The sequence below is a fragment of the Chelatococcus sp. CO-6 genome (assembly GCF_001271345.1).
Lineage (GTDB): Bacteria > Pseudomonadota > Alphaproteobacteria > Rhizobiales > Beijerinckiaceae > Chelatococcus_A > Chelatococcus_A caeni.
In genome coordinates this window covers 291474-314386 of record NZ_CP012398.1, presented here as the reverse complement: position 1 = coordinate 314386, position 22913 = coordinate 291474, and the positions used below count along the sequence as shown (strand labels likewise).

The following is a 22913-nucleotide window of genomic DNA, read 5'->3' as shown; positions in this document are numbered from 1 at the left end:
GCGCTGGCGTATGATGGATTTTCTCGCGGCGCTCGGCCTCGTCCTGGCCATTGAAGGGCTCATCTTCGCGGCCTTTCCGAGCGCGGCCAAGAGGGCGCTGGCGGAGGCCTCCGAGGCGCCCATCGAGCGCATGCGCATCGTCGGCGTCGTCTCGGCGGTGCTCGGCGTCATCATCATCTGGTACGTGCGGTGGGGCGGCGCCTGAGGCGGGGCTGTCCGACGCCGGCCGGGACCGTCCGTTCCGGCACCCCGCTCTGCGCCGGGCGCCTTGCGGCAGCGGGCACGATCACGCACAGTTGCGTGTGCAAGCCGCCGTTCCGCCGTATTTGAAGAATGAAACCTCGGAAGACCGGAAGGTTCGGCGGTGCGGGCCGCTGCCGGGGCAACCAGCGACACGGTGGCGCGAGCCTGCGCCCCAGGGAACGAGGATTACAATGACATTTCTTCCGCCCATTCCACGCGCTCTCGGCGGCACGGGGCTGCGGCGCGCGTTCTCGGCCTTTGCGGTGGCGGCCGTCATGGCCGTCCAGCTTCCGGCCGCTGCCTTGGCGCGCGGGCCGGAATCGCTGGCCGATGTCGCCCAGGATGTCATCGATGCCGTGGTGAACATCTCGGCCTCGACCACCGTGGAGGCGCGCAGCCCGTCCTTTCCGCAGCTGCCGCCCGGCACTCCGTTCGAAGACCTGTTCGAGGAATTCTTCAACCGCCGCGGTCAGGGCGACAACGCGCCACGCCAGCAGCGCCGCTCCAATTCGCTCGGCTCGGGCTTCGTCATCGATGCCGAGGGCATCATCGTCACCAACAACCACGTCATCGGCGAAGCCAACGACATCACGGTCGTCTTCACCGACGGCAGCAAGCTCAAGGCCGAGATCGTCGGCAAGGATTCGAAGCTCGACCTCGCCGTGCTCAGGGTGAAGCCGGACCGGCCGCTCAAGGCCGTGCGCTTCGGCGATTCCGAGGCGCTGCGCATCGGCGACTGGGTGCTCGCCATCGGCAATCCCTTCGGCCTCGGCGGCTCGGTGTCGGCCGGCATCGTCTCGGCCAACAAGCGCGACATCGATTCCTCGGCCTTCGGCAACTACATCCAGACCGACGCCGCCATCAACAAGGGCAATTCGGGCGGCCCGCTGTTCAACATGAACGGCGAGGTCATCGGCATCAACACCGCCATCCTGTCGCCCACCGGCGGCTCGGTCGGCATCGGCTTCGCCGTGCCGTCCTCGCTCGCCGAGCCGACGATCCGCCAGCTCATCGACTTCGGCGAGACGCGCCGCGGCTGGCTCGGCGTGCGCATCCAGAACGTCGACGACGCGACCGCCGAAGCGCTCGGCCTCGACAAGGCGCGCGGCGCGCTCGTCGCCGGCGTCGACGACAAGGGCCCCTCCAAGGCCGGCGGCATCGAGGTCGGCGACGTCATCGTCTCCTTCGACGGCAAGCCGGTGGCCCAATCGCGCGACCTGCCGCTGATGGTGGCGCAGACGCCGGTCGGCAAGGAGGTCGAGGTCATCATCATCCGCAAGGGCAAGGAAGAGACGAAGCGCATCGCCCTCGGCCGCCTCGAGGAGGCGACGGACGAGACCACGCCCGGCCAGAGCGGCCAGAGCGACAAGCCGGCGGTCAGCCAGGCGCTCGGCCTCGAGATGTCGGCCCTCAACGGCATGCTGCGCCAGCGCTACAACATCAAGGAAGACATCAAGGGCGTCGTCGTCACCAGCGTCGACCCCAACTCGGCCGCAGCCGACAAGCGCATCCAGGCCGGCGACGTCATCGTCGAGGTCAACCAGGAGCAGGTGGCGAACCCGCAGGACGTGACCAAGCGCATCGACGCCGTGAAGAAGGAGGGAAAGAAGTCCGTGCTTCTGCTCGTCTCTTCCGCCCAGGGCGAAGTGCGTTTCGTGGCGCTCAGCCTGCAGTGAGCCCTGTCGCACGCAACGAAAAAGGGCGGCCCTCGGGCCGCCCTTTCTGTTTGGGGCGCGCTCAGGCGACGAAGTCGTCGCGGCGATAGCCCTGGAGATAGAGCAGGGCGCTCAGGTCGCCATGGTCGATGCGGGCATGGGCGGCGGCCGCGACCGCCGGCTTGGCGTGATAGGCGACGCCGAGGCCCGCTTCGGCGAGCATGGCGAGGTCATTGGCGCCGTCGCCGACGGCCAGCGTGTCGCTGTCGGCGAGGTTGAGACGGGTCCGCAGCTCGCGCAGCGTCGCCAGCTTGGCCTCGCGCCCGAGAATGGGCTCCTCCACCCGCCCGGCGAGGGTGCCGTTCTCCTCGATGAGGAGATTGGAGCGGTGCTCGTGGAAGCCGATGCGGGCCGCGATGGGGCCGGTGAACAGGGTGAAGCCGCCGGATACCAGGCAGGTATAGGCCCCCTGCGCGCGCATGGTGCGCACGAGTTCGGTGCCGCCCGGCGTCAAGGTGATGCGCTCGGCGATGATGCGGTCGACCACCGAGACCGGCAGGCCGCCGAGGAGGGCGACGCGCTCGCGCAACGCCGGCTCGAACGGCAGCTCGCCGCGCATGGCGCGCTCGGTGATGGCCGACACCTCGGCCTTCAGCCCGACCAGATCGGCGAGCTCGTCGATGCATTCCTGCCCGATCATGGTCGAATCCATGTCGGCGAGGAACAGGCGCTTGCGCCGGCCGGCGAGCGGCTGCACGACGATGTCGACGGGCGCATCGCCCAGCGCCTCGCGCAGTCTTTCGTGGGCAGACACGCCGTCGCGGGGCGAGAAGCGGATGTCGGCCGCCACGCCTTCGTCCAGCCAGGCCGGCACCGGGACCGCCTCGAGGCTTCTGGCCGCCGCCTCGACCAGATCTTGGCTGAGGACGGGCGCGGCCGGATTGGTTATGAGAGTAGCGACGTGGGTCAAGGTCTCAGTCATTGCCGGAGAAGATCGTGACGGAAAGGATGCGAGCCGTCCTCATCGCAGGGCCGACGGCTTCCGGCAAGTCCGCATTGGCGATTGCGCTCGCGCAGGAGCATGACGGCATCGTCGTCAATGCCGATTCCATGCAGGTCTACCGCGACCTCCGCACCATCACCGCGCGGCCGAGCGAGGCCGAGGAGGCGACGGTGCCGCACCGGCTCTACGGGCATGTGGACGGCGCGGTGAACTATTCCGTCGGGCGCTATCTCGCCGATGCCGCCACGGTGCTCGCCGAGGCGCAGGCGAAGGGGAGGCTGCCCATCTTCGTCGGCGGCACGGGCCTCTATTTCAAGGCGCTGTGCGAGGGGCTGTCGGAGATTCCGCCGGTGCCGGAAGAGGTGCGGGCGGCCGTGCGCGCGGCCGCCGAGGGCCGGGGGACGCCGCTGCTCTATGCCGATCTCGCCGCGCGCGATCCCGTCACCGCGGCCCGGCTCAACCCGACCGACCGGCTGCGCATCCTGCGCGCCATGGAGGTCTTCGCGGCGACGGGCAAGCCGATCGCGAGCTTCCACGGCCGGCGCAGCCGGCCTCTCCTCGCCGGCTGGCGCCTCTACAAGTACTTTCTCGCGCCGGAGCGGGCGACGCTCTTCGCCCGCATCGACAGCCGCTTTGCGGCGATGATGGCGGCGGGCGCGCTCGAGGAGGTGAGGGCGCTCGCGGCGCGGGGGCTCGATCCCACGCTGCCGGTGATGCGGGCCCATGGCGTGCCCTGGCTCATCCGCCATATCCGCGGGGAGATCGACCTTGCGGAAGCGATCGAGAAGGCGCAGGCCGACACGCGCCACTATGCCAAGCGGCAGTTCACCTGGGTGCGCCATCAGCTGCCGGATTTCTCGTGGCTCGCCCCGGAAGCCGCTCATGAGGCGATCGGCGAGGCCCTGCGGACCGCCGCGGGCGACGTGCAGGAGCGATCTTCCGCTTGACCGCCCGGCGGGCCTCGGCTAGCGTGCCCGCCACAGACGTGGAAGGAACGTGCGGCTTATGCGCGCAATTCTTATTGTAACGGGGGCGCCATCGACGGAGCGGAGATGATCCGCAGGTCCGGCTGGTGGCGCATGCAGGGTCCTTCGGGGCCCTTTTTTGTTGCCCCGGTCCGGTCCCGTCCGGCCACGCCGACGAGGGAACGGAGAAGACGATGAGCGAGACGATGACCGGCGCCGAAATGGTGGTTCGCGCGCTGCAGGACCAGGGGGTCGAACATATCTTCGGCTATCCCGGCGGTGCCGTGCTGCCGATCTATGACGCACTGTTCCACCAGGACAAGGTCAAGCACGTGCTCGTGCGGCACGAGCAGGGCGCCGTGCATGCGGCCGAGGGCTATGCGCGCTCCTCCGGCAAGGTCGGCGTCGTGCTGGTGACGTCGGGCCCGGGCGCGACCAATGCGGTCACCGGCCTCACCGACGCGCTGATGGATTCGATCCCGCTCGTCTGCCTCACCGGGCAGGTGCCGACGCATCTCATCGGCTCGGACGCCTTCCAGGAGGCGGACACCGTCGGCATCACGCGGCACTGCACGAAGCACAACTATCTCGTCAAGCGCATCGAGGACCTGCCGCGCATCATGCACGAGGCCTTCTATGTCGCGGCGAACGGCCGGCCCGGCCCGGTCGTCATCGACCTGCCGAAGGACATCCAGTTCGCCAGCGGCACCTATGCGCGCCCGGCGAGCAACCAGCACAAGACCTATCGCCCGCAGGTGCAGGGCGACATGGAGAAGATCAAGGCCGCGATCGCCCTGATGGCTTCGGCCAAGCGGCCGGTGTTCTACACCGGCGGCGGCGTCGTCAACGCCGGGCCGCAGGCCGCGGCGCTGCTGCGCGAACTCGTGCGCCTCACGGGCTTTCCCGTCACCTCGACGCTGATGGGTCTCGGCGCCTATCCGGCCTCCGACCCGCAGTTCCTGGGCATGCTCGGGATGCACGGCACCTACGAGGCCAACCTCGCGATGCACGGCTGCGACGTGATGATCAACATCGGCGCGCGCTTCGACGACCGCATCACGGGGCGGCTCGATGCCTTCTCGCCGCATTCGCGCAAGATCCACGTCGACATCGACCCCTCGTCGATCAACAAGAACGTCAAGGTCGATATCGGCATCGTCGGCGACTGCGCCCACGTGCTCGAGGACATGGTGCGCCTGTGGCGCTCCACGGCGCCGCAGGTGGACAAGGCCGCGCTCAAGGGCTGGTGGGACGACATCACCGGCTGGCGGAGCCGCAACTGCCTCGCCTATCGCAAGTCGAGCGACGTCATCAAGCCGCAGTACGCCATCGAGCGGCTGTACGAACTGAGCAAGGACCGGGAGGTCTACGTCACCACCGAGGTCGGCCAGCACCAGATGTGGGCCGCCCAGTTCTTCAAGTTCGAGGAGCCGAACCGGTGGATGACCTCCGGCGGGCTCGGCACCATGGGCTACGGCCTGCCGGCGGCCATCGGGGCGCAGCTCGCGCATCCGAACGCGCTCGTCGTCGACATCGCGGGCGAAGCCTCCATCCTCATGAACATGCAGGAGATGTCGACGGCGCTGCAGTACCGCCTGCCGGTCAAGGTCTTCATCCTCAACAACCAGTACATGGGGATGGTGCGCCAGTGGCAGGAGCTGCTGCACGGCGGGCGCTATTCGGAGAGCTACTCGCACTCGCTGCCGGATTTCGTGAAGCTGGCCGAGGCCTATGGCGGCGTCGGCATCCGCTGCGACAAGCCGGACGAGCTCGACGATGCCATCCGCGAGATGATCGACACGCCCCGTCCCGTCATCTTCGACTGCGTGGTCGACAAGAGCGAGAACTGCTTCCCCATGATCCCCTCGGGCAAGGCGCACAACGAGATGATCCTGGGCGACGCGGCCGAGGACATCGGCTCGGTCATCGACGCCAAGGGCAAGATGCTGGTGTGAGGTGAGGCACCGCACCCCCCCCGGGGGGAGGGTGCGCTGTGTGCGCGTCAACCGTGATCGTTTCCCTCACATGCCTTGATTGGACGGGCGCCGGCTGCCGCGGCAGTCTCGGCGCCCCACAGTCGAAATCGGACGAAGGCCCATGAAGCTCGTCATCGCCAACAAGTGCTATTCCTCCTGGTCGCTGCGCCCGTGGCTCCTCATGCGCCACTTCGGCATCCCCTTCGAGGAGGTGAAGGTGCCCTTCGGCCCGACCTTCGACGATCCGGCGTGGAAGGCCGAGGTTGCCCGCTTTACGCCGGCCGGCAAGGTGCCGGCCCTCGTCGACGGCGACATCGCCGTCTGGGAATCGCTCGCCATCATCGACTATCTCGCCGACACGCACCCCGACCTCCCGATCTGGCCGCGCGAGCGGGCGGCGCGGGCCATGGCGCGCGCGATGGCGGCCGAGATGCATGCCGGTTTCTCGGCCCTGCGCGCGGCCTGCCCGATGAACCTCGGCAAGAAGTATGCGGCCATGGATCTCGGCCCGCAGGTCGCGCGCGACGTGGCGCGCGCCGCCTTCGCCTGGCGCGAGGCGCGGGAGCGCTTCGGCGCCGGCGGCCCGTTCCTCTTCGGCGCCTTCACGGCGGCTGACGCGATGTACGCGCCGGTCGTCACCCGTCTCGAGACCTATTCCTTCCCCGTCGATGCGGCGACACGCGCCTATATGGACGCGGTCCTCGACCTGCCGGCCTTCCGCGCGTGGCGCGAGGATGCGCTGGCCGAGCCCTGGATCGTCGCCGAAGACGAGGTGGACGCAGAGCCCATCGCGAATTATCGCAAGAGTGCGTGAGGACAATCATGCAGCATGTTCAGCCCCCCTTCGCAGGTCCGCCGATGAAGTCCCACTATTCAGATGCTCCCGCCGCCGAGCCCATCGCGCGCCATACGCTCGCGGTGATCGTCGACAACGAGCCGGGCGTGCTGGCGCGCATCGCCGGCCTGTTCTCCGGCCGGGGCTACAATATCGAGAGCCTCACGGTTTCCGAGACCGAGCACGAGAAGCATCTGTCGCGCATCACCATCGTGACGACGGGCACGGCGCATGTCATCGAGCAGATCAAGGCCCAACTCTCGCGCCTCGTGCCGGTGCACCGGGTGGACGACCTGACGGTCAACGGCGATGCCATCGAGCGCGAGTTGGTGCTCGTCAAGGTGGTGGGCAAGGGCGAGGCTCGCGTGGAGGCGATGCGGCTCGCCCAGGCCTTCGGCGCCCGCACGGTCGATGCGACGCTCTCGTCCTTCATCTTCGAGCTGACGGGGACCAGCGACGAGACGGAGCGTTTCATCAGCCTGATGACGGCCTGCGGGCTGACGGAAGTGGCCCGCACCGGCATCGCGGCCATCGGCCGCGGCGCCGAGTCCATGTGAGAGCCATGTGAGAGCCATGTGAGACAGGCGCGGCGAGCGGGCCGGGGTTCATTCAGCCGTCGGGGACGGGCGCGCCTGGCACTGGCGGCCGGGCTCCTGGCCGCGTTCCTGGCCGGGCTTGTCACCGGACTTGTCGCCCTGCCGGCCGCGGCCGGCGAGGCGGGCGGCTTCTGGGGCGAGCAGCGGCGCGGCGCCAATTTCTTCAACAAGGTCGAGACGCGCGCCCGGCTCGACGCCGCGAGGGACTTCGGCGTCGATTTCGTGCGCCTGACCTTCGACAAGTGGCGGGGCGAGCGGCGCGATTTCCTCGCCGGCAGTCTCGATGCCTACGCGGGGCTCGTGCCGGCCGATCTGGCGCGGCTCAAGCGGGTGCTCGACGACGCTGCCACCGCCGGCGTCAAGGTGGTGCTGACGCCGCTCGGCCTGCCCGGCGCCCGCTGGGTGCAGCTCAACGGCCGTCGCCACGACGGCCGGCTCTGGCGCGACAAGGCCTATTGGGATGAGGCGGCCGCCTACTGGCGCGACATCGCGACAGCCTTCAAGGGCCACCCCGCCATCGCGGCCTACAACGTCGTCAACGAGCCGGTGCCGGAGAGGGGCCATCGTCTGCCCGAGGACGACCTTGCCGCACGCGACCGCTGGTGCGCGGCGGCGAGGGACACGGCGCGGGACCTCGATGCCTTCTATCGCCACATGGTCGCGGCCATCCGCGCCGTCGACGCCACGGTGCCGATCGTCCTCGACACCGGCTTCTACGGCCAGCCGGCGGCGGTGCGCTGCCTTGCGCCGATCGCGGACGACAACGTCATCTATTCGGTGCATCTCTACGCGCCCTATGATTTCACCAGTCACGAGAACCGGGGGCGCTTCACCTACCCCGGCGTCGTGCGGGCCCATGGCAGGGCGGAGTACTGGGACAGGGCGCGCGTTGCGCGGCACCTGTCGCCGTTCCTGGAATGGGCCGAGGCGAGAAGGATCCCGCGCTCACGCCTGATGGTGGGCGAATTCGGCTGCGTGCGCTGGAACAGGGGCTGCAGCGCCTATCTCGCCGACGTCGTCTCGCTCGTCGAGGAGGCTGGCCTGCACTGGGCCTTCTATTCCTTCCGGGAGGATGCCTGGGACGGCTACGACTACGAGCTCGGGACCGGGAGGCCGAAGGCCGCCGTCCGCGCTGCGCTGCGGCGTGGGGAGCGGCCGCGCGGGGCGGAGCGTGACGAGCCGTTCATGGCCATCCTGCGCAGGGCGCTCGCGGGGCGTTCGTGAGTGTCATCCCGAGAAGCCGCCGTCGGCGAGGAAGGCGGCCTCCTCCTCCGTCGTGGCGCGTCCGAGGATGGGGTTGCGATGCGGAAAGCGGCCGAAGCGGGCGATGATGTCGCGGTGCTCGACGGCATAGGGCAGGCCCTTCTCGTCGCCCGCCGCCTCGTAAAGCGCGACGCAGCGCTCCTGGTCGACGAGGTTCTCAGAATGCATGAACGGCAGGTAGAAGAAGCCCTTCAGCTCCGGCGGCACCTTCTGGTCGAAACCCTTGGTCAGCGCCCGGTCGGCGATGGTGCGGGCCAGCGCGTCCGTGGCGAAGGCGCGCGGCGTGCCGCGGAAGAGGTTGCGGGGAAACTGGTCGAGCAGGATGAGCAGGGCGAGGACGCCTTCCGGCGTCTCCTCCCACCGGTTCAGCGCACCGGCGGCCGCTGCCTCGTGGGTGGCGAGAAAGCGCGTGCGGATTTCCTCGTCGAAGGCCTCGTCGCGCGTGAACCAGCGCTCGTAGCCGGCCTCGCGCCAGAAGGCGATGACCTCATCGGCATTCGCTGCAACCATGGTGCGACCTCCCTTTCAAATCGTTCCATATTACGGATCGTTAGGACGCATGCCGGAACTCTCTTGATCCCCCGCGCCGGATTTTACTTGACCCACAGCGCTTCTCGGGCTTTACCGCCGTCACAGAAACGTTCCACGACACGACCCGCACCCCGCATGATGGTGTGGGCCAGCGTGCCATCATAACCACCTTGCCAAGGAAAGGGCCCATCATGCGTGTGTATTACGATCGCGACGCCGATCTCAATCTGATCAAGGGCAAGAAGGTGGCCGTCGTCGGCTATGGCAGCCAGGGCCACGCCCATGCGCTCAACCTGCGTGACAGCGGCGTCAAGGACGTGGCGGTCGCCCTGCGCAAGGGCTCGGGCTCGGCGAAGAAGGCCGAGGCCGAGGGCTTCAAGGTGATGGAGGTGGCCGAGGCCGCCAAGTGGGCCGACGTCATCATGATGCTGACGCCGGACGAGCTGCAGGCCGACATCTACCGCGAGCACCTCGCCGACAACATGAAGAACGGCGCTGCACTGCTCTTCGCGCACGGCCTCAACGTGCACTTCAACCTCATCGAGCCGCGCGCCGACCTCGACGTGCTCATGGTGGCGCCGAAGGGCCCCGGCCACACGGTGCGTTCGGAGTACCAGCGCGGCGGCGGCGTGCCCTCGCTCATCGCCATCCATCAGGACGCCTCGGGCAACGCCCATGACCTCGGCCTCTCCTATGCCTCCGCCATCGGCGGCGGCCGCGCGGGCATCATCGAGACGACCTTCAAGGAAGAGTGCGAGACCGACCTCTTCGGCGAGCAGGTGGTGCTGTGCGGCGGCCTCGTCGAGCTGATCCGCGCCGGCTTCGAGACGCTGGTCGAGGCGGGCTACGCCCCCGAGATGGCCTATTTCGAGTGCCTGCACGAGGTGAAGCTGATCGTCGACCTCATCTACGAGGGCGGCATCGCCAACATGAACTACTCGATCTCGAACACGGCCGAGTACGGCGAGTACGTCACCGGCCCGCGCATCATCACGCCGGAGACGAAGGCGGAGATGAAGCGCGTGCTGACGGACATCCAGTCCGGCAAGTTCACGCGCGACTGGATGCTCGAGAACAAGGTCAACCAGACCTCGTTCAAGGCGACCCGCGCGCGCGTCAACGCCCACCAGATCGAGGAAGTCGGCGAGAAGCTGCGCGCCATGATGCCGTGGATCAAGGCCAAGGCGCTGGTCGACAAGTCGAAGAACTGACGACCTGGGCCGCTGCGTCGTCATGGCCGGGCTTGTCCCGGCCATCCACGCCTCTCAGCCCGGCGCTGCTGGCGATACGTGGATACCCGGGACGAACCCGGGCATGACGGTGAACGGGATCCTCCTTGCGCTCCCAATCAAAGCCCCGGTGCATCGCGCCGGGGCTTTTTCACATGAACGCCGGCCAGAGCTTCTGCAACGCGAAGGCACCGGGGGCGAGCAGGACGAAGGCCCAGACCATGGCGGAGGAGATGTTGGCCATCTGGAACAGGAACTGCGGCATGGCGAAGATGCCCGCGATGAGCGGGACGACCGCCCTGAGCGGCCCGAAGAAACGGCCGATGAAGATGCTCCAGGGGCCCCAGCGCATGAAGAACAGGTGGCCGCGCGCCACCATCTGGGGATAGCGCGACAGGGGCCACACGCGCGTGGCCGCATCCTTGAAATAGAAGCCGATCAGGTAGGAGACCCAGTCGCCGAGGCTCGCGCCCGCGGCGGCGCCCAGCCAGATCGGCCAGAATTCGAGGCCGCTGACGCCGATGAGGGCGCCGATGCCGACGAGAATGCCCCAGGCCGGCACCAGGAGCGAAAGGAAGGCGAAGGATTCCGCGAAGGCGAGCCCGAAGACGATGGCCGGGGCCCATTCGCCGTGATCGCGGACGAAGGCCACGGTGCCGGAAACGAAACTGTCAAAGGTCATCAGGGGCCCGGGTGGAAGGAACGGCTCCATATGTCGGAAGCCAACAGGAGAGTGCAAGTGGCGGACCGGCAGGTGCTGCCGCGGGTCCGCGGCGGTTGCGTCGCAGGCCCTATCGGGTAACGTCTCCTGCTTCAAACGAAGACAAGGAATCGGGGGACGCTCAATGATGGGACGGGCATGCACGCTCCGGCACAGGTGAGGGAGGCGGACAGCCCGGCGGTTAGGTTGTCGCAGGTGGCGATCACCTTCGCGCTCAAGGGCGGCGGCACCTACCAGGCCGTGCGCGACATTGACCTTGCCGTCGGCGCCAGCGAGTTCGTCGCCATCGTCGGGCCGACGGGCTGTGGCAAGTCGACCCTGCTCAACGCGGCGGCGGGGCTGCTCAAGCCCTCGGCCGGCGGGGCGGACATCTTCGGCGAGCGGTTGTCCGGGCTCAATGCCCGCGCCGGCTATCTCTTCCAGCAGGACGCGCTCATGCCCTGGAAGACGGCCATCGACAATGTCGCCGTGGCGCTGGAGCCGAAGGGCGTGCCGCGGGCCGAGGCGCTGGCGAGGAGCCGTGAATGGCTTAGCCGTGTCGGCCTCTCGGCCTTTGCCGACCGCTATCCGCACATGCTGTCGGGCGGCCAGCGCAAGCGCGTCGCGCTGGCGCAGATGCTGATCCGCAACCCGCAGATCCTGCTGATGGACGAGCCGTTCGGGCCGCTCGACGCGCAGACGCGGCAGATCATGGGCAACCTGCTGCTCGACCTGTGGGCGCAGGACCGAAAGGCGGTGATGTTCGTCACGCACGACCTCGAGGAAGCGATCGCGCTCGCGGACCGGGTGGTGGTGATGTCGGCGGGACCGGCGGCGCGGATCGTCGGCGATTATCCCGTCTCCCTGCCGCGGCCGCGCGACATCGCGGAGATCCGCCTCGATCCGGCCTTCCACGCCATTCACAAGGCCATCTGGGGGACCCTGCGCGTCGAGGTGCAGAAGGCCTACGCACAGGGCGAAGGGGGTAACGCATGAGACGCGTGACGCTTCTTGCCATGCAGGTGGGCGTCGGGCTCGCCTTCCTTCTCGTCTGGCATCTCCTCACCGCCGTGCCCATGAGCGGCGGCAAGCCGCTGTTCGACCCCTTCTTCTTCTCGACGCCGCTCGATGTCCTCGCCCGCACGTGGAAGGATCTCGCCTCGGGCGAACTGTGGTACCACCTCGGCATCACCCTGACCGAGACGGTGCTCGCCTTCACCTTCGGCGCCATCGGCGGCATCGCCTTCGGCTTCCTCTTCGCGCGGCGCGAGATCCTCGCCAGCGTGTTCGACCCTTACATCAAGGCGGCGAACGCCCTGCCGCGCGTGGTGCTGGCGCCGATCTTTGCCCTGTGGTTCGGCCTCGGCATCTGGTCGAAGGTGGCGCTCGGCTTCACGCTCGTCTTCTTCATCGTGTTCTTCAACGTCTATCAGGGCGTGCGCGAGGTGAGCCCCGTGGTGCTCGCCAATGCCCGCATGCTGGGCATGAACGAGCGCCAGCTCTTGCGCCACGTCTACTGGCCGGCGGCGCTCACCTGGATGTTCTCCTCGCTGCACACCTCGGTCGGCTTCGCGCTCGTCGGGGCCGTGGTCGGCGAATATCTCGGCTCCTCGGCCGGACTCGGCTACAAGATCCACGAGGCCGAGAGCGTCTTCGACGTCACCGGCGTGTTCTCGGGCATGCTGGTGCTCGCCATCTTCGTCATCGTCATCGACACCTTCGTCACGGCCATCGAGAAGCGGCTCACCGTCTGGCAGCCGGGCACCGGGGCGGCGACGGCGCAGGGGTGAGCGTAGAGGCGGACCAGAAGGCGGGCGAACGCCGCAAGAACCCTCTCCCCGCAGACGGGGCGAGGGAACACAAATGACAACAGGTGGGAGGAAACCGATGACATTCTGGAAGACGATCGCGGCAGCGGCCCTGATGGCGGTTGCCGGCAGCGCGGCCCATGCGGCGGATGTGGAGAAGCCGAAGCTGGCGCTCGGCGTCGGCGGCAAGCCGCTGCTCTACTACCTGCCCCTGACCATCGCGGAGCGGAAGGGCTTCTTCAAGGAGGAGGGGCTCGAGGTCGAGATCAACGATTTCGGCGGCGGCGCCAAGTCCCTGCAGGCACTCGTCGGCGGGTCGGTGGACGTCGTGACCGGTGCCTATGAGCACACCATCCGCATGCAGGCCAAGGGCCAGGACATCCGGGCCGTCATCGAGCTCGGGCGCTTCCCGGGCATCGTGCTCGCGGTGAAGAAGGAGAAGGCCGACGCCATCAAGTCGCCGGCGGACCTCAAGGGCGCCAAGGTCGGCGTCACGGCGCCGGGCTCGTCCACCAACTTCTTCGTCAACTATCTCATCGCCAAGGCCGGTGGCAATCCGAAGGATGCGGCCTATATCGGCGTCGGCGGCGGCGCGGGCGCGGTGGCGGCCATGAAGAAGGGCGAGATCGAGGCCATCTCGAACCTCGACCCGGTCATCTCCAAGCTCGAGGCGGACGGCGACGTCGTCGTCATCGCGGATTCGCGCACGGAGCAGGGGACCAAGGAGATCTTCGGCGGCTCCAACCCGGCGGCGGTCGTCTATCTGAAGCAGGACTTCATCGAGAAGAACCCCAACACGGTGCAGGCCATCGTCAACGCCTTCCACAAGTCGCTGAAGTGGCTGGAGACGGCGAGCGCCGACGACATCGTCGCGACCGTTCCCGAGGCCTATTACCTCGGTGACCGCTCGCTCTACGAGCGCGCCGTCGAGGCCTCGCGCGAGACCTATTCGCGCACTGGCATCATCCCTGAGGACGGCATGAAGAGCGCGCTCGACATGCTGGTGCAGTTCGACGAGGAACTCGCCAAGGCCAATGTCGACCTGTCGAAGACCTTCACCGACACCTTCGTGAAGAAGGCCGCCGGCGGCAGCTGAGCCGGGGCGTAGGAGAGGAGGCAGCCATGGACGAAGAGAAGTTCAACATGGCCTTGCGCAAGTTCCTGAAGCAGGTGGGCGTCACGTCGCAGCGCGAGATCGAGCGCGTGGTGCGCGAGGGGGCGGTGCCCGGCGGCCGGCTGAAGCTGCGCATGCAGCTCACGGCCGAGGGCGTGCCGCTCGACCACGTCATCGAGGAGACGATCGAGCTGAAGTGACGGGGCCGCGGCGTGCTTCAACCTGTTGCAAGTCGGGCAAGCCCGACTTGCAATGACAGGCCCGACAAAGAGCAACCGCTCGATCCATCTCGTGGGCGTGGGGCACTCCTCACGCCTTTTCATTTCTCCTTCGCGTCCTGCGCCGCTAAACCGAGGCTCTGCGCTCGGGAGGGCTTGGGATGAACGTTCTTTCCATTCAGTCGCACGTCGCCTTCGGCCATGTCGGCAATGCCTCGGCCGTGTTCCCCATGCAGCGCCTGGGCGTCGAGGTATGGCCGATCCATACGGTGCAGTTCTCCAACCACACCGGCTACGGCGCCTGGAAAGGGCGCGTGTTCGACGCGCCGATGATCGAGGAACTCGTCGACGGCATTGCCGAGCGCGGCGTGCTGCCGGTCTGTGATGGCGTCCTGTCCGGCTACATGGGCTCGGCCGACATCGGCAACGGCATCCTCTCGGCCGTCGGGCGGGTAAAGGAGGCCAATGCGGCCGCACTTTACTGCTGCGATCCGGTCATCGGTGATGTGGGGCGCGGCGTCTTCGTGCGTCCGGGCATTCCCGAGTTCATGCGCGACCAGGCGGTGCCGGCGGCCGACATCATCACGCCGAATCAATTCGAACTCGACTTCCTGTCCGGCCGCAGCTCGGCGACGCTTGCCGAGGCGAAGGCGGCGGTTGCGGCGGTGCGCGCCACCGGGCCGCGCGTGGTGCTGGTCACCTCCCTCCATACCGAGGAGACGCCGGCAGACGCCATCGACCTCCTGGCGGCCGACGGGGAGGGCACCTGGCGCGTGCGCACGCCGCGCCTGTCCCTCGGCATCAATGGGGCGGGGGACGCGATCGCGGCGCTCTTCTTCGTCCATTTCCTGCGCAGCCGCTCGGCGGCCAAGGCGCTCGGCGCGGCGGCGGCCTCCGTCTACGGCCTGCTCAAGCGCACGCAGGAGGCGGGCTCGCGCGAGATCCTCACCGTCGCGGCGCAGGACGAGTTCGTGACGCCGAGCCACAGTTTTCCGGTGGAAGCCGTCTAGAGCCCGTTTAGATCAGCTTGCCCCGCAAGGAGATCGGTGAATCCGTCTCCAGGGGCTTCACACCGCGGGCGGCCGGGCGCCTAATAGGGCGTTGCGGCAGCTTCGTCGCGCGGGGCCAAGCGGGCGAGGCCGGAAGGGGCGAGGGTTGGGGCGGATGCGGCTGCGCGTGGCGACGTTCAATGTCGAGAACCTCATTGCGCGCCACCGCTTCGGCACGGCGGCGCGCATCGAGACGGCGGCCGCCATGTCGCTGTTCGAGTTCGCCTCCAAGGAGCATCGCGAGGCGGTGGAGCGCTCGGTCGCGGTGGCGCTCGAGGACGACAAGCGGCAGATGACGGCGCTCGCCATCGCCGAGACCCATGCCGACATCCTGTGCCTGCAGGAGGTGGACAGCCTCTCGGTGCTGGAGGCCTTCTTCGCCAATTACGTGCACCGCCTCGCCGACAAGCGCTACGGCCATTTCCGCCTCAAGCACGGCAACGACGTGCGCGGCATCGATGTCGCCTGCGCCATGCGGCGGGATCTCGTCGCCGGGCCCGGCGCGGTGCGCGCCACCTCGCACGCCGAGCTGACCTTCCGCGACCTCGACGTGTTCGACGACGACCTCGCCGCGATGGGGCGCCTCGAGACGGACCGGCTCTTCCAGCGCGACTGCCTCATGGTCGACGTCGATCTCGGCGAGGCGACGCTCACGCTTTTCGTTTGCCATTTCAAGTCCATGAGCAACGGCCGCGACGACGGGCGCATCGCCACGCGCCCCCTGCGGCGGGCAGAGGCGCGGGCCGTGCGCCGCCTCGTCGAGGCGCGTTTCGGACCCGCCGTCGCCGAGGCGAACTGGCTCGTCATCGGCGATCTCAACGGCTGCGAGGAGACGATCGGTCCCGGCGCCCGCGTGATCGCGGAAGGGGAAAGCGGGCTCGAGCCGCTGACGCACGGCTTTGCCGTCAACCCGCTCTCGGCCCTGCCGGCGCACGAGCGGTGGACGCATTTCCGCCGCGCCTGGTCGGAGAGCGAGGGGCATATCGTCGAGCGGCACATGGAGCTCGATTACATCCTCCTCTCGCCGGCGCTCGCCGCGGCCAATCCCGCACCCGAGGTCGAGATTGTGCGCCGCGGGCTGCCCTATCGCGTGCCGCTCGATCCGCGGCAGGAAAATCGCTCGCTGGCGGCACTTGCAACGTCCTGCGATCGTTATCCCCGTGTCGGCTGGGACCGGCCGAAGGCGAGCGATCATTGTCCGCTCGTCGTCGGGATCGACCTGCCGGCCCGACGCAACCCGCCGCAAGCATAGGAACTGAGACGATGGGACGCCGTTTCTTCACGCTCGACGTCTTCACCGACACCGCGCTCGGTGGCAATCCGCTTGCCGTCGTGCTCGACGGGCAGGGGCTCGGCGATGCCGGCATGCAGGCCATCGCCAAGGAGTTCAACCTGTCCGAGACGGTCTTCGTGCTGCCGCCCGAGGATGCGCACCATCGTGCCGGCCTGCGCATCTTCACGCCGACGGCGGAACTGCCTTTCGCGGGCCATCCCACCGTCGGCACGGCGGTGCTGCTCGGGCTCATCGACCACGGGCCAAGCCCCGGCGCCCTTGCCTTCACGCTCGAGGAGAAGGTCGGCCTCGTTCCCTGCGCCGTCGAGATCGCCGGCAAGGGCAACGGGCGGGCGACCTTCACCTTGCCGCGCCTGCCGGAGCGGCTGAGCGAGCTTGCCTCGCCCGCAGCCCTTGCCGCGGCGCTCGACCTCGCCGTCGAGGACATCGGCTTCGGCATGCATCAGCCGGCCAAATACTCCGCCGGCGTGCCCTATGCCATCGTGCCGGTGGCGGGGCGGGCGGCGGTCGACCGGGCGCGGCGGCGCGTCTCCGCCTGGGACGCCGCCTTCGGCGACGGGCCGCGCGCCAATGCCTTCATCTATTGCCGCGAGCCGGTGGACGCCGGCCATGCCTATTATGCGCGCATGTTCGCGCCGGACCTCGGCATCGGCGAGGATCCGGCGACGGGCTCGGCGGTGGCAGCCTTCGCCGGCGCGATCATGGACTACGACACGCCGGCGGACGGGGAACACATCCTCGTCATCGAGCAGGGCTATGCCATGGGGCGCCCCTCCCAGATCGAGCTGACGCTGACGGTCGAGGGCGGGGCGCTCGTCAAGGCCGCCATCGGCGGCACGGCCGTCGTCGTCAGCGAGGGAGCGCTGTTCCTGTGATCGAAGAGCCCATGATCCTGCCGCTCGCCGGCGTCGAGGCCTGGTGCGAAGAGGGGGCCTGGCCCTGGGCGCAGGAGCACAGGGCGGCGATCGACGCGCACTGGGCGCGCCGGACGGCCGAGAGCCCGGCGCTCTACAACGGGCGCGTGCTGATCTGCTGCGAACGGCGGGTGGAGGACGGCATCCTCAAGGTGCGCTACCGGGAAAGCGACTATGCGAGCTTCCTCGCCATGCGCGACCTCGACTTTCCTCCCGGCAGCGCGGGCAACTGCTTCGCCATGGCGGCGCTGCAGGCGGCCGACGGGCCCTATCTCCTCGGCATCATGGGCGACCATACGGCGAACCCCGGGCGCATCTATTTCCCCGCCGGGACGCCGGATCCGGGCGATGTCCTGCCCGACGGGCGCGTGGACCTTGCCGGCAGCGTCAGCCGGGAACTCCTCGAGGAGACGGGGCTCGGCGAGGGCGAGGTCACGGTCGAGGAAACCTGGACCGCCGTCATCCACGGTGCCCGCATCGCGCTCATGCGCCCGGTGCGCTCGCCCCTGCCGGCGGAGGTGCTTCACGCGCAGATCAATGCGTGGCTGGCGCGGCAGGAGCAGCCGGAACTGGCGGGAATGCACGTCGTGCGTGCACCGGCCGACATCGACTCGGTGCGGATGCCCTATTTCACGCAGGTCTTCCTGCGGCACCTGCTGCAGCGCTGAGCCTGCCCGTTTCCGGGAAGCATGCTCTTCAAGGCCGACATACTGGGGAAGATCGCGCAGGGAGACGTGACGCTCGCGTTCCGGCGCTGGACGCGCCCGAGCGTCAAGGTCGGAACGCGGCTGCATACGCCGTGCGGCGTGGTGGAGATCCTGTCGCTCACCTCATGCACGGAGGAGGCGCTGACCACCGACGATGCCGTTCGCGCCGGATACCGCGACCTTGCCGCGCTCAGGAAGGACCTTGCGCGCCGCAGCACGGGTGAACTGGTGCGCATCGCATTTCGCTATGCCGGAGCCGATCCGCGCAGGGCCCTCGCGCAGGAGAGCGCCTTGTCCGAAGGGGATGCGGAGGCGATCGCGAAGCGGCTCGATGCGCTCGACAGCCGGAGCCGGCGCGGTCCCTGGACGCGCCGGGCGCTGGCGCTCGTTGCGCAGTCGCCGGGCGTGCCGGCGCGCCGGCTCGCCGAGGAGACCGGCTGCGCCATGCCCTTGTTCAAGACGGACATGCGCAAGCTCGGCGCCCTCGGCCTCACGACCAGCCTCGCCGTCGGCTACCGGTTGTCGGCGCGCGGCGAGGCCTTTCTCGCGCGCGATCAGCGGTAGCCGTAGCGCGACTTGGTGGCTGCCAGCATGGCGACCGCGTCGCGGTCGGCGCCGCTCGTGCAGGTGCTCGCGGCCTTGTCCACTTCCGGCGTCATCTTGGCGTAGACGGTGGGGCTGAGATAGCCGGTGTCCACGTCGCGGCGGGTGATCTCGCGGAAGGTGTTGATCTCGCGGGCGCAGGCGCTGTCGCCCGGCAACTGCGGCACGGCGGGGGTGGCGGCGGCCTGCTGCTGCGTCGGGGTTCCGCCCGTCGTGTTGCAGGCGGCGAGGGAAAGTGCCAGCACGGTTGCGCCGAAAAGCGTCGGCAGCGCGCGGATCGTCATGTCTCAACCTCTCCATTCTGGTGTGGAATCGCGACACGGCAGCCTTGGCGGGCAATTGGGACGCGTCAATGGCAAGAGCCGGATCGACCGGCCCTGCCGTGCATTCGCCGATAAAGTGTTGCTTGTCAGCACGGGGTGTCGTCGTTTAAAAGCAATCTGGACATGTCGCCAGCGCGTCGGGTGCGCTGGGCGAGCGCGAGGGGAACGGGCCGTGGTCATTTCCGGCTCCAGCATGACGATGGCAGACGCGGCATCCGCCGCCGCATCGTCGCGCGCGCTCGGCGTTCTTCGTCTTTCCGGTCTGCTTCTTCTCCTTAGCCGCCCCTGAGCGCCGGCTGGGCACGCGTGCCTGGGCACTCAGGGGACGACACCAAGACCGCGATCACCGACGAATATCGACGACACGCCGGCCGCTGCGCCGTGCCGCCCGAAGAGGACAGCTCACCATGACCCATCCCACGACCGACGCCGCGAAGAAGGCGAGCGACCGCGTCATCATCTTCGACACGACGCTGCGCGACGGCGAGCAGTGCCCCGGCGCCTCCATGACCTTCGAGGAGAAGCTGGAGGTCGCGGAGCTCCTCGACACGATGGGGGTGGACGTCATCGAGGCGGGCTTCCCCATCGCCTCGGTCGGCGACTTCGAATCCGTCTCTGAGATCGCGCGGCGCACCAAGCGCGCCGTGATCGCCGGCCTCGCCCGCGCCATCCCCGGCGACATCGCCCGGGCGGGGGAGGCGGTGCGCCATGCGCAGCGCGGCCGCATCCACACCTTCGTATCGACCTCGCCGATCCACCTCGCCCACCAGATGCGCAAATCCGAGGAGGAGGTGCTGGAGATCATCACCACGACGGTGGCCCAGGCGCGCAACCTCGTCGAGGACGTCGAGTGGTCGGCCATGGACGCGACGCGCACGCCGATCGAGTACCTGTGCCGCTGCGTGGAGGCCGCCATCAAGGCCGGCGCCACCACCATCAACCTGCCGGACACGGTGGGCTACGCGACGCCCGACGAATACCGCACCATGTTCCGGACCATCCGCGAGCGGGTGCCGAATGCCGACAAGGCCATCTTTTCGGTGCATTGCCACGACGACCTCGGCCTCGCGGTCGCCAATTCGCTGGCCGGCGTCGAGGGCGGCGCGCGCCAGGTCGAGTGCACCATCAACGGCCTCGGCGAGCGCGCCGGCAATGCGGCGCTGGAAGAGATCGTCATGGCCATCCGGACGCGCCGCGACATCCTGCCCTACGAGACCGGTATCGACGCAACGATGCTGACGCGGGCCTCCAAGCTCGTCTCGGCGGTGACGTCCTTCCCGGTGCAGTACAACAAGGCGATCGTCGGGCGGAACGCCTTCGCGCACGAGAGCGGCATCCACCAGGACGGCATGCTGAAGAACGCCTCGACCTACGAGATCATGACGCCCGAATCCGTCGGCGTGAACAAGACCTCGCTGGTGATGGGCAAGCATTCGGGCCGCCACGCCTTCCGCGAGAAGCTGAAGGCGCTGGGCTACGACCTCGGCGAGAACGCGCTGGAGGACGCCTTCCGCCGTTTCAAGGACCTCGCCGACCGCAAGAAGAACGTCTACGACGAGGACATCGAGGCGCTCGTCGACGAGGAGATCCTGACGGCGCACGACCGCGTCAAGCTGGTGTCGCTGTCGATCATCGCCGGCACGCGCGGCCCGCAGCGGGCGACCATGAAGCTCGACGTCGGCGGCGAGATCCGCACCGAGGAGGCGGAAGGCAACGGCCCGGTCGACGCCACCTTCAACGCCATCAAGGCGCTGGTGCCGCACGAGGCCGTGCTCGACCTCTATCAGGTGCACGCGGTGACCGAGGGCACCGATGCCCAGGCCGAGGTTTCGGTGCGGCTCTCGGCGCAGGGCTCGTCCGTGACCGGCCGGGGCGCCGATCCCGACACGCTGGTCGCCTCGGCACGCGCCTATCTCGCGGCGCTCAACAAGCTGCTGATGCGCGGCGAGCGGCTGCACGCCCACGCCGCCGAATGAGGAAAGGCGGCCCGGCACTGCCGGGCCGCACCTGTCCCGGCCCGCGGCTATCCACAGCCGCGAGGTCCGTGACGGAAAAATGAACAGGACCTGCTGGACAAGCCCCGCGGTCTTTGCTACTTCCCCGCTCGTTCCGCTGGCGATGACCGGCGCGACATGTTGATGGGCGCATAGCTCAGTTGGTAGAGCAGCTGACTCTTAATCAGCGGGTCCTAGGTTCGAGCCCTAGTGCGCCCACCATCAACTCCCTGAAGATAATCGGCATTTCGAGCGGCGTGCGAAACGGGAAGCTGTCCGGTTTCGCCTCTTGGGCCGTTGGTGGCCAACGTCCGTTCTGCTCGCTGCTGCGGCAATGCTGCGGGATTCTAAGCCTCCCTAACACCGCCGGCGTGCGGCCTTTCCGGCGTCGTTGACGGCTGGGGAACAGGGCCTAGTCCCGTGCCGAGGGGCCGGTGTTCCGGGAACAATGGGCAGCAAAAGGCCGTTGGCTGTTCCTCGGCTGGGGTGGCTGAGGAGAGCCACCATGAAACGAATGCTCATTGGCATCGCCGCCCTTGCGCTCAGCGCCGGTGCGGTCCTCGCCCAGGATCTCGTCTGCTACGACATGCGCGCGGGTGGCGCACCCTATCCACCGGGCAGGGCCGTGGCTACGAGCGCGACCTTCTATGACGGCGGCGCGGTCGCAGTCGCGCCCGGTCCCGTCGTGGTCGCGGAGCCTGCTGTTGCTCCCGTGCGCAGGAACTGGGCCTGGGAAAGCTGCGCGAGGCTGTACCCCTCCTTCGATCCGGCAACGGGCACCTTCGTCGGTGAGGACGGGCTCGTCCATCTTTGCCAGTGAGGAGGGGCAATCCGCCGGACGTTCGACAAGCGCCCGGCAACAGCCCGGTCGAGGCAAGGCGGGCCCGCGCTGAACGGGCCCGCCTCGAGACGTCACATTACTGGCAGATCACCCGGCCGTACGCGTCCTCGAAGCAAGCCGTTGCCGGCTCTCGGTAGACGCGGCGGCGTTCCACATAGGTGGTCGTGCTTGGAGCCGGTTCCACATAGACCCTCCGCGGCGGCGGGGTCGACACGGCGCCGGTCGTCGCACCGCTGGCGACGCCGATCCCGGCGCCCACCGCCGCGCCGACGGGCCCGCCGACGATGAAGCCGACACCAGCCCCGGTCAGGCCACCGGCGACGGCACCGCCCGCGGTGGCATTGGCCTGGGCGTTCTGCGCCGAGGCGGCCACCGGCAGGCCGATCAAGGTGACTGCGGTCGCAATCGCGAAAATCGTCTTGCGCATGCTCTCCTCCTTTCGCGAACGATGGTAAACAAACCGTAAGAAGAGCCGCTTGTTCCGGGCTGGCGCGCCGTTGCGGTCACAAACTGTTTCAAAGGATTGCATGGTATGTAGATGAACGTGGAGGGGTGGCGTTCATCTGTTGCTTATGCGTTGTGAATTTCTTCCGATATTCTGTGGGCGAGGCGCCGAATAACAAGGGCAGACGATACGATCGTTCTCGCCGGCCTGGCCAAGCCGTGTCGAGGCGTCGGGCGGCGGGGCCGGGCCGTTTGGCCGTCAGCGAGCCCGGCCCTGGCTCTGCCGAGGTGCGGTCCTTGCTCGCAAGAGATGTGGCGGAGTGGCGCGTCTCACATCCACTGCCGGCCGTCCGCGACGGCGCAGCCGTGCGGGGGCAGGACATTGCCGAAGGTGGCGTGCAGCCTGTCGCAGCCCCACTTGCGCAACGGCGGCGGCATCAGCGTGTTGAGGGTGATGCCTACTTCGTCATAAGGGCTCGTGGTGTTGCTGACGTAGCGATACCAGCGGCTGCCGGCAACGCCGACCATGGCGAGGACGACGATCAGCATCACCTGGGCAAGTTTCTGCATATGCTCCGAATCCCGATCGGCCAGGGGAGGTGGCCCTC

The 22913-nt window shown here is 68.3% G+C and carries 25 protein-coding genes and 1 tRNA gene; 20 read left to right on the top strand and 6 right to left on the bottom strand.

Annotated features, from left to right (window positions below; all coding sequences use genetic code 11):
- Nucleotides 1-10 precede the first annotated feature (10 nt).
- Both AL346_RS01665 and AL346_RS01660 read left to right on the top strand, forming a co-directional pair.
- Nucleotides 11-205, top strand: a complete 195-nt coding sequence (locus AL346_RS01665; protein ID WP_019404406.1) for a DUF2065 domain-containing protein — start codon at nucleotides 11-13, stop codon at nucleotides 203-205.
- A 229-nt stretch (nucleotides 206-434) separates the two neighbouring features.
- Nucleotides 435-1919, top strand: coding sequence for a DegQ family serine endoprotease (locus tag AL346_RS01660; protein WP_019404407.1), 1485 nt, complete (start codon nucleotides 435-437; stop codon nucleotides 1917-1919).
- A 61-nt stretch (nucleotides 1920-1980) separates the two neighbouring features.
- Here AL346_RS01660 and serB read toward each other — a convergent pair whose 3' ends face one another.
- Complete coding sequence (gene serB, locus AL346_RS01655) at nucleotides 1981-2880, bottom strand: phosphoserine phosphatase SerB (RefSeq protein WP_019404408.1); 900 nt, start codon at nucleotides 2878-2880, stop codon at nucleotides 1981-1983.
- 26 nt (nucleotides 2881-2906) lie between these two features.
- On the opposite strand from serB, the gene miaA reads away from it, so the two are divergent.
- From miaA to AL346_RS01630, 5 genes are all read left to right on the top strand, one after another.
- Nucleotides 2907-3848, top strand: coding sequence for a tRNA (adenosine(37)-N6)-dimethylallyltransferase MiaA (gene miaA / locus AL346_RS01650; protein ID WP_050996763.1), 942 nt, complete (start codon nucleotides 2907-2909; stop codon nucleotides 3846-3848).
- A gap of 212 nt (nucleotides 3849-4060) precedes the next feature.
- Nucleotides 4061-5821, top strand: coding sequence for an acetolactate synthase 3 large subunit (locus AL346_RS01645; protein WP_019404410.1), 1761 nt, complete (start codon nucleotides 4061-4063; stop codon nucleotides 5819-5821).
- Between the two features lie 142 nt (nucleotides 5822-5963).
- Complete coding sequence (locus AL346_RS01640) at nucleotides 5964-6656, top strand: glutathione S-transferase family protein (protein ID WP_019404411.1); 693 nt, start codon at nucleotides 5964-5966, stop codon at nucleotides 6654-6656.
- Nucleotides 6657-6700: 44 nt separating this feature from the next.
- Nucleotides 6701-7234: an acetolactate synthase small subunit gene (gene ilvN, locus AL346_RS01635; RefSeq protein WP_019404412.1), complete on the top strand. Its 534-nt coding sequence runs from the start codon at nucleotides 6701-6703 to the stop codon at nucleotides 7232-7234.
- Nucleotides 7235-7252: 18 nt separating this feature from the next.
- Entirely contained in the window at nucleotides 7253-8497 is a 1245-nt protein-coding gene (locus AL346_RS01630; protein ID WP_053193175.1) for a glycoside hydrolase family 5 protein, read from the top strand.
- A gap of 3 nt (nucleotides 8498-8500) precedes the next feature.
- On the opposite strand, the gene AL346_RS01625 is transcribed toward AL346_RS01630, so the two are convergent.
- Nucleotides 8501-9046 carry a DUF924 family protein gene (locus AL346_RS01625; protein ID WP_019404414.1) on the bottom strand — a complete coding sequence of 182 codons (546 nt, stop codon included), beginning with the start codon at nucleotides 9044-9046 and terminating at the stop codon, nucleotides 8501-8503.
- A gap of 212 nt (nucleotides 9047-9258) precedes the next feature.
- On the opposite strand from AL346_RS01625, the gene ilvC reads away from it, so the two are divergent.
- On the top strand, nucleotides 9259-10278 hold the full coding sequence (gene ilvC / locus AL346_RS01620; RefSeq protein ID WP_019404415.1) for a ketol-acid reductoisomerase: 1020 nt from the start codon (nucleotides 9259-9261) through the stop codon (nucleotides 10276-10278).
- Nucleotides 10279-10447: 169 nt separating this feature from the next.
- Here ilvC and AL346_RS01615 read toward each other — a convergent pair whose 3' ends face one another.
- Nucleotides 10448-10978 carry a DedA family protein gene (locus tag AL346_RS01615; protein ID WP_019404416.1) on the bottom strand — a complete coding sequence of 177 codons (531 nt, stop codon included), beginning with the start codon at nucleotides 10976-10978 and terminating at the stop codon, nucleotides 10448-10450.
- Between the two features lie 177 nt (nucleotides 10979-11155).
- Between AL346_RS01615 and AL346_RS01610 the strand changes: the two genes are divergently transcribed.
- The 9 genes from AL346_RS01610 (at nucleotide 11156) to AL346_RS01570 (ending at nucleotide 18664) form a co-directional block, all read left to right on the top strand.
- The gene (locus AL346_RS01610; RefSeq protein ID WP_026015525.1) at nucleotides 11156-11992 is read left to right on the top strand and encodes an ABC transporter ATP-binding protein; all 837 of its coding nucleotides are present in this window, start codon (nucleotides 11156-11158) and stop codon (nucleotides 11990-11992) included.
- Nucleotides 11989-12786 carry an ABC transporter permease gene (locus tag AL346_RS01605; protein WP_019404418.1) on the top strand — a complete coding sequence of 266 codons (798 nt, stop codon included), beginning with the start codon at nucleotides 11989-11991 and terminating at the stop codon, nucleotides 12784-12786. Before AL346_RS01610 ends, AL346_RS01605 begins: the two co-directional genes overlap by 4 nt.
- Before the next feature lie 97 nt (nucleotides 12787-12883).
- Nucleotides 12884-13900, top strand: coding sequence for an ABC transporter substrate-binding protein (locus AL346_RS01600; RefSeq protein ID WP_019404419.1), 1017 nt, complete (start codon nucleotides 12884-12886; stop codon nucleotides 13898-13900).
- Between the two features lie 26 nt (nucleotides 13901-13926).
- A complete protein-coding gene (locus tag AL346_RS01595; RefSeq protein WP_019404420.1) occupies nucleotides 13927-14118 on the top strand; it encodes a DUF6494 family protein in 192 nt (63 codons plus the stop codon).
- A gap of 179 nt (nucleotides 14119-14297) precedes the next feature.
- Nucleotides 14298-15146: a pyridoxal kinase PdxY gene (pdxY, locus tag AL346_RS01590; RefSeq protein WP_019404421.1), complete on the top strand. Its 849-nt coding sequence runs from the start codon at nucleotides 14298-14300 to the stop codon at nucleotides 15144-15146.
- A 166-nt stretch (nucleotides 15147-15312) separates the two neighbouring features.
- On the top strand, nucleotides 15313-16437 hold the full coding sequence (locus tag AL346_RS01585) for an endonuclease/exonuclease/phosphatase family protein (RefSeq protein WP_156332655.1): 1125 nt from the start codon (nucleotides 15313-15315) through the stop codon (nucleotides 16435-16437).
- Between the two features lie 11 nt (nucleotides 16438-16448).
- Nucleotides 16449-17354, top strand: a complete 906-nt coding sequence (locus tag AL346_RS01580; protein ID WP_019404423.1) for a PhzF family phenazine biosynthesis protein — start codon at nucleotides 16449-16451, stop codon at nucleotides 17352-17354.
- Nucleotides 17351-18061 carry a hypothetical protein gene (locus AL346_RS01575; protein WP_019404424.1) on the top strand — a complete coding sequence of 237 codons (711 nt, stop codon included), beginning with the start codon at nucleotides 17351-17353 and terminating at the stop codon, nucleotides 18059-18061. Before AL346_RS01580 ends, AL346_RS01575 begins: the two co-directional genes overlap by 4 nt.
- A gap of 66 nt (nucleotides 18062-18127) precedes the next feature.
- On the top strand, nucleotides 18128-18664 hold the full coding sequence (locus AL346_RS01570; RefSeq protein WP_197286592.1) for a hypothetical protein: 537 nt from the start codon (nucleotides 18128-18130) through the stop codon (nucleotides 18662-18664).
- Here AL346_RS01570 and AL346_RS01565 read toward each other — a convergent pair.
- Nucleotides 18655-18987 carry a hypothetical protein gene (locus AL346_RS01565; protein WP_019404426.1) on the bottom strand — a complete coding sequence of 111 codons (333 nt, stop codon included), beginning with the start codon at nucleotides 18985-18987 and terminating at the stop codon, nucleotides 18655-18657. The genes AL346_RS01570 and AL346_RS01565 overlap by 10 nt on opposite strands.
- A 446-nt stretch (nucleotides 18988-19433) precedes the next feature.
- Between AL346_RS01565 and AL346_RS01560 the strand changes: the two genes are divergently transcribed.
- The 3 genes from AL346_RS01560 (at nucleotide 19434) to AL346_RS01550 (ending at nucleotide 21840) form a co-directional block, all read left to right on the top strand.
- Complete coding sequence (locus AL346_RS01560) at nucleotides 19434-21002, top strand: 2-isopropylmalate synthase (protein WP_019404427.1); 1569 nt, start codon at nucleotides 19434-19436, stop codon at nucleotides 21000-21002.
- A 164-nt stretch (nucleotides 21003-21166) separates the two neighbouring features.
- Nucleotides 21167-21242: transfer RNA gene (locus AL346_RS01555), tRNA-Lys, on the top strand.
- A gap of 283 nt (nucleotides 21243-21525) precedes the next feature.
- Entirely contained in the window at nucleotides 21526-21840 is a 315-nt protein-coding gene (locus tag AL346_RS01550; protein WP_157672279.1) for a BA14K family protein, read from the top strand.
- 97 nt (nucleotides 21841-21937) lie between these two features.
- Here AL346_RS01550 and AL346_RS01545 read toward each other — a convergent pair whose 3' ends face one another.
- Together AL346_RS01545 and AL346_RS01540 are read right to left on the bottom strand one after the other, a co-directional pair.
- The gene (locus AL346_RS01545) at nucleotides 21938-22288 is read right to left on the bottom strand and encodes a hypothetical protein (RefSeq protein ID WP_019404429.1); all 351 of its coding nucleotides are present in this window, start codon (nucleotides 22286-22288) and stop codon (nucleotides 21938-21940) included.
- Between the two features lie 347 nt (nucleotides 22289-22635).
- The gene (locus AL346_RS01540) at nucleotides 22636-22875 is read right to left on the bottom strand and encodes a hypothetical protein (RefSeq protein WP_019404430.1); all 240 of its coding nucleotides are present in this window, start codon (nucleotides 22873-22875) and stop codon (nucleotides 22636-22638) included.
- Between the last annotated feature and the right edge of the window lie 38 nt (nucleotides 22876-22913).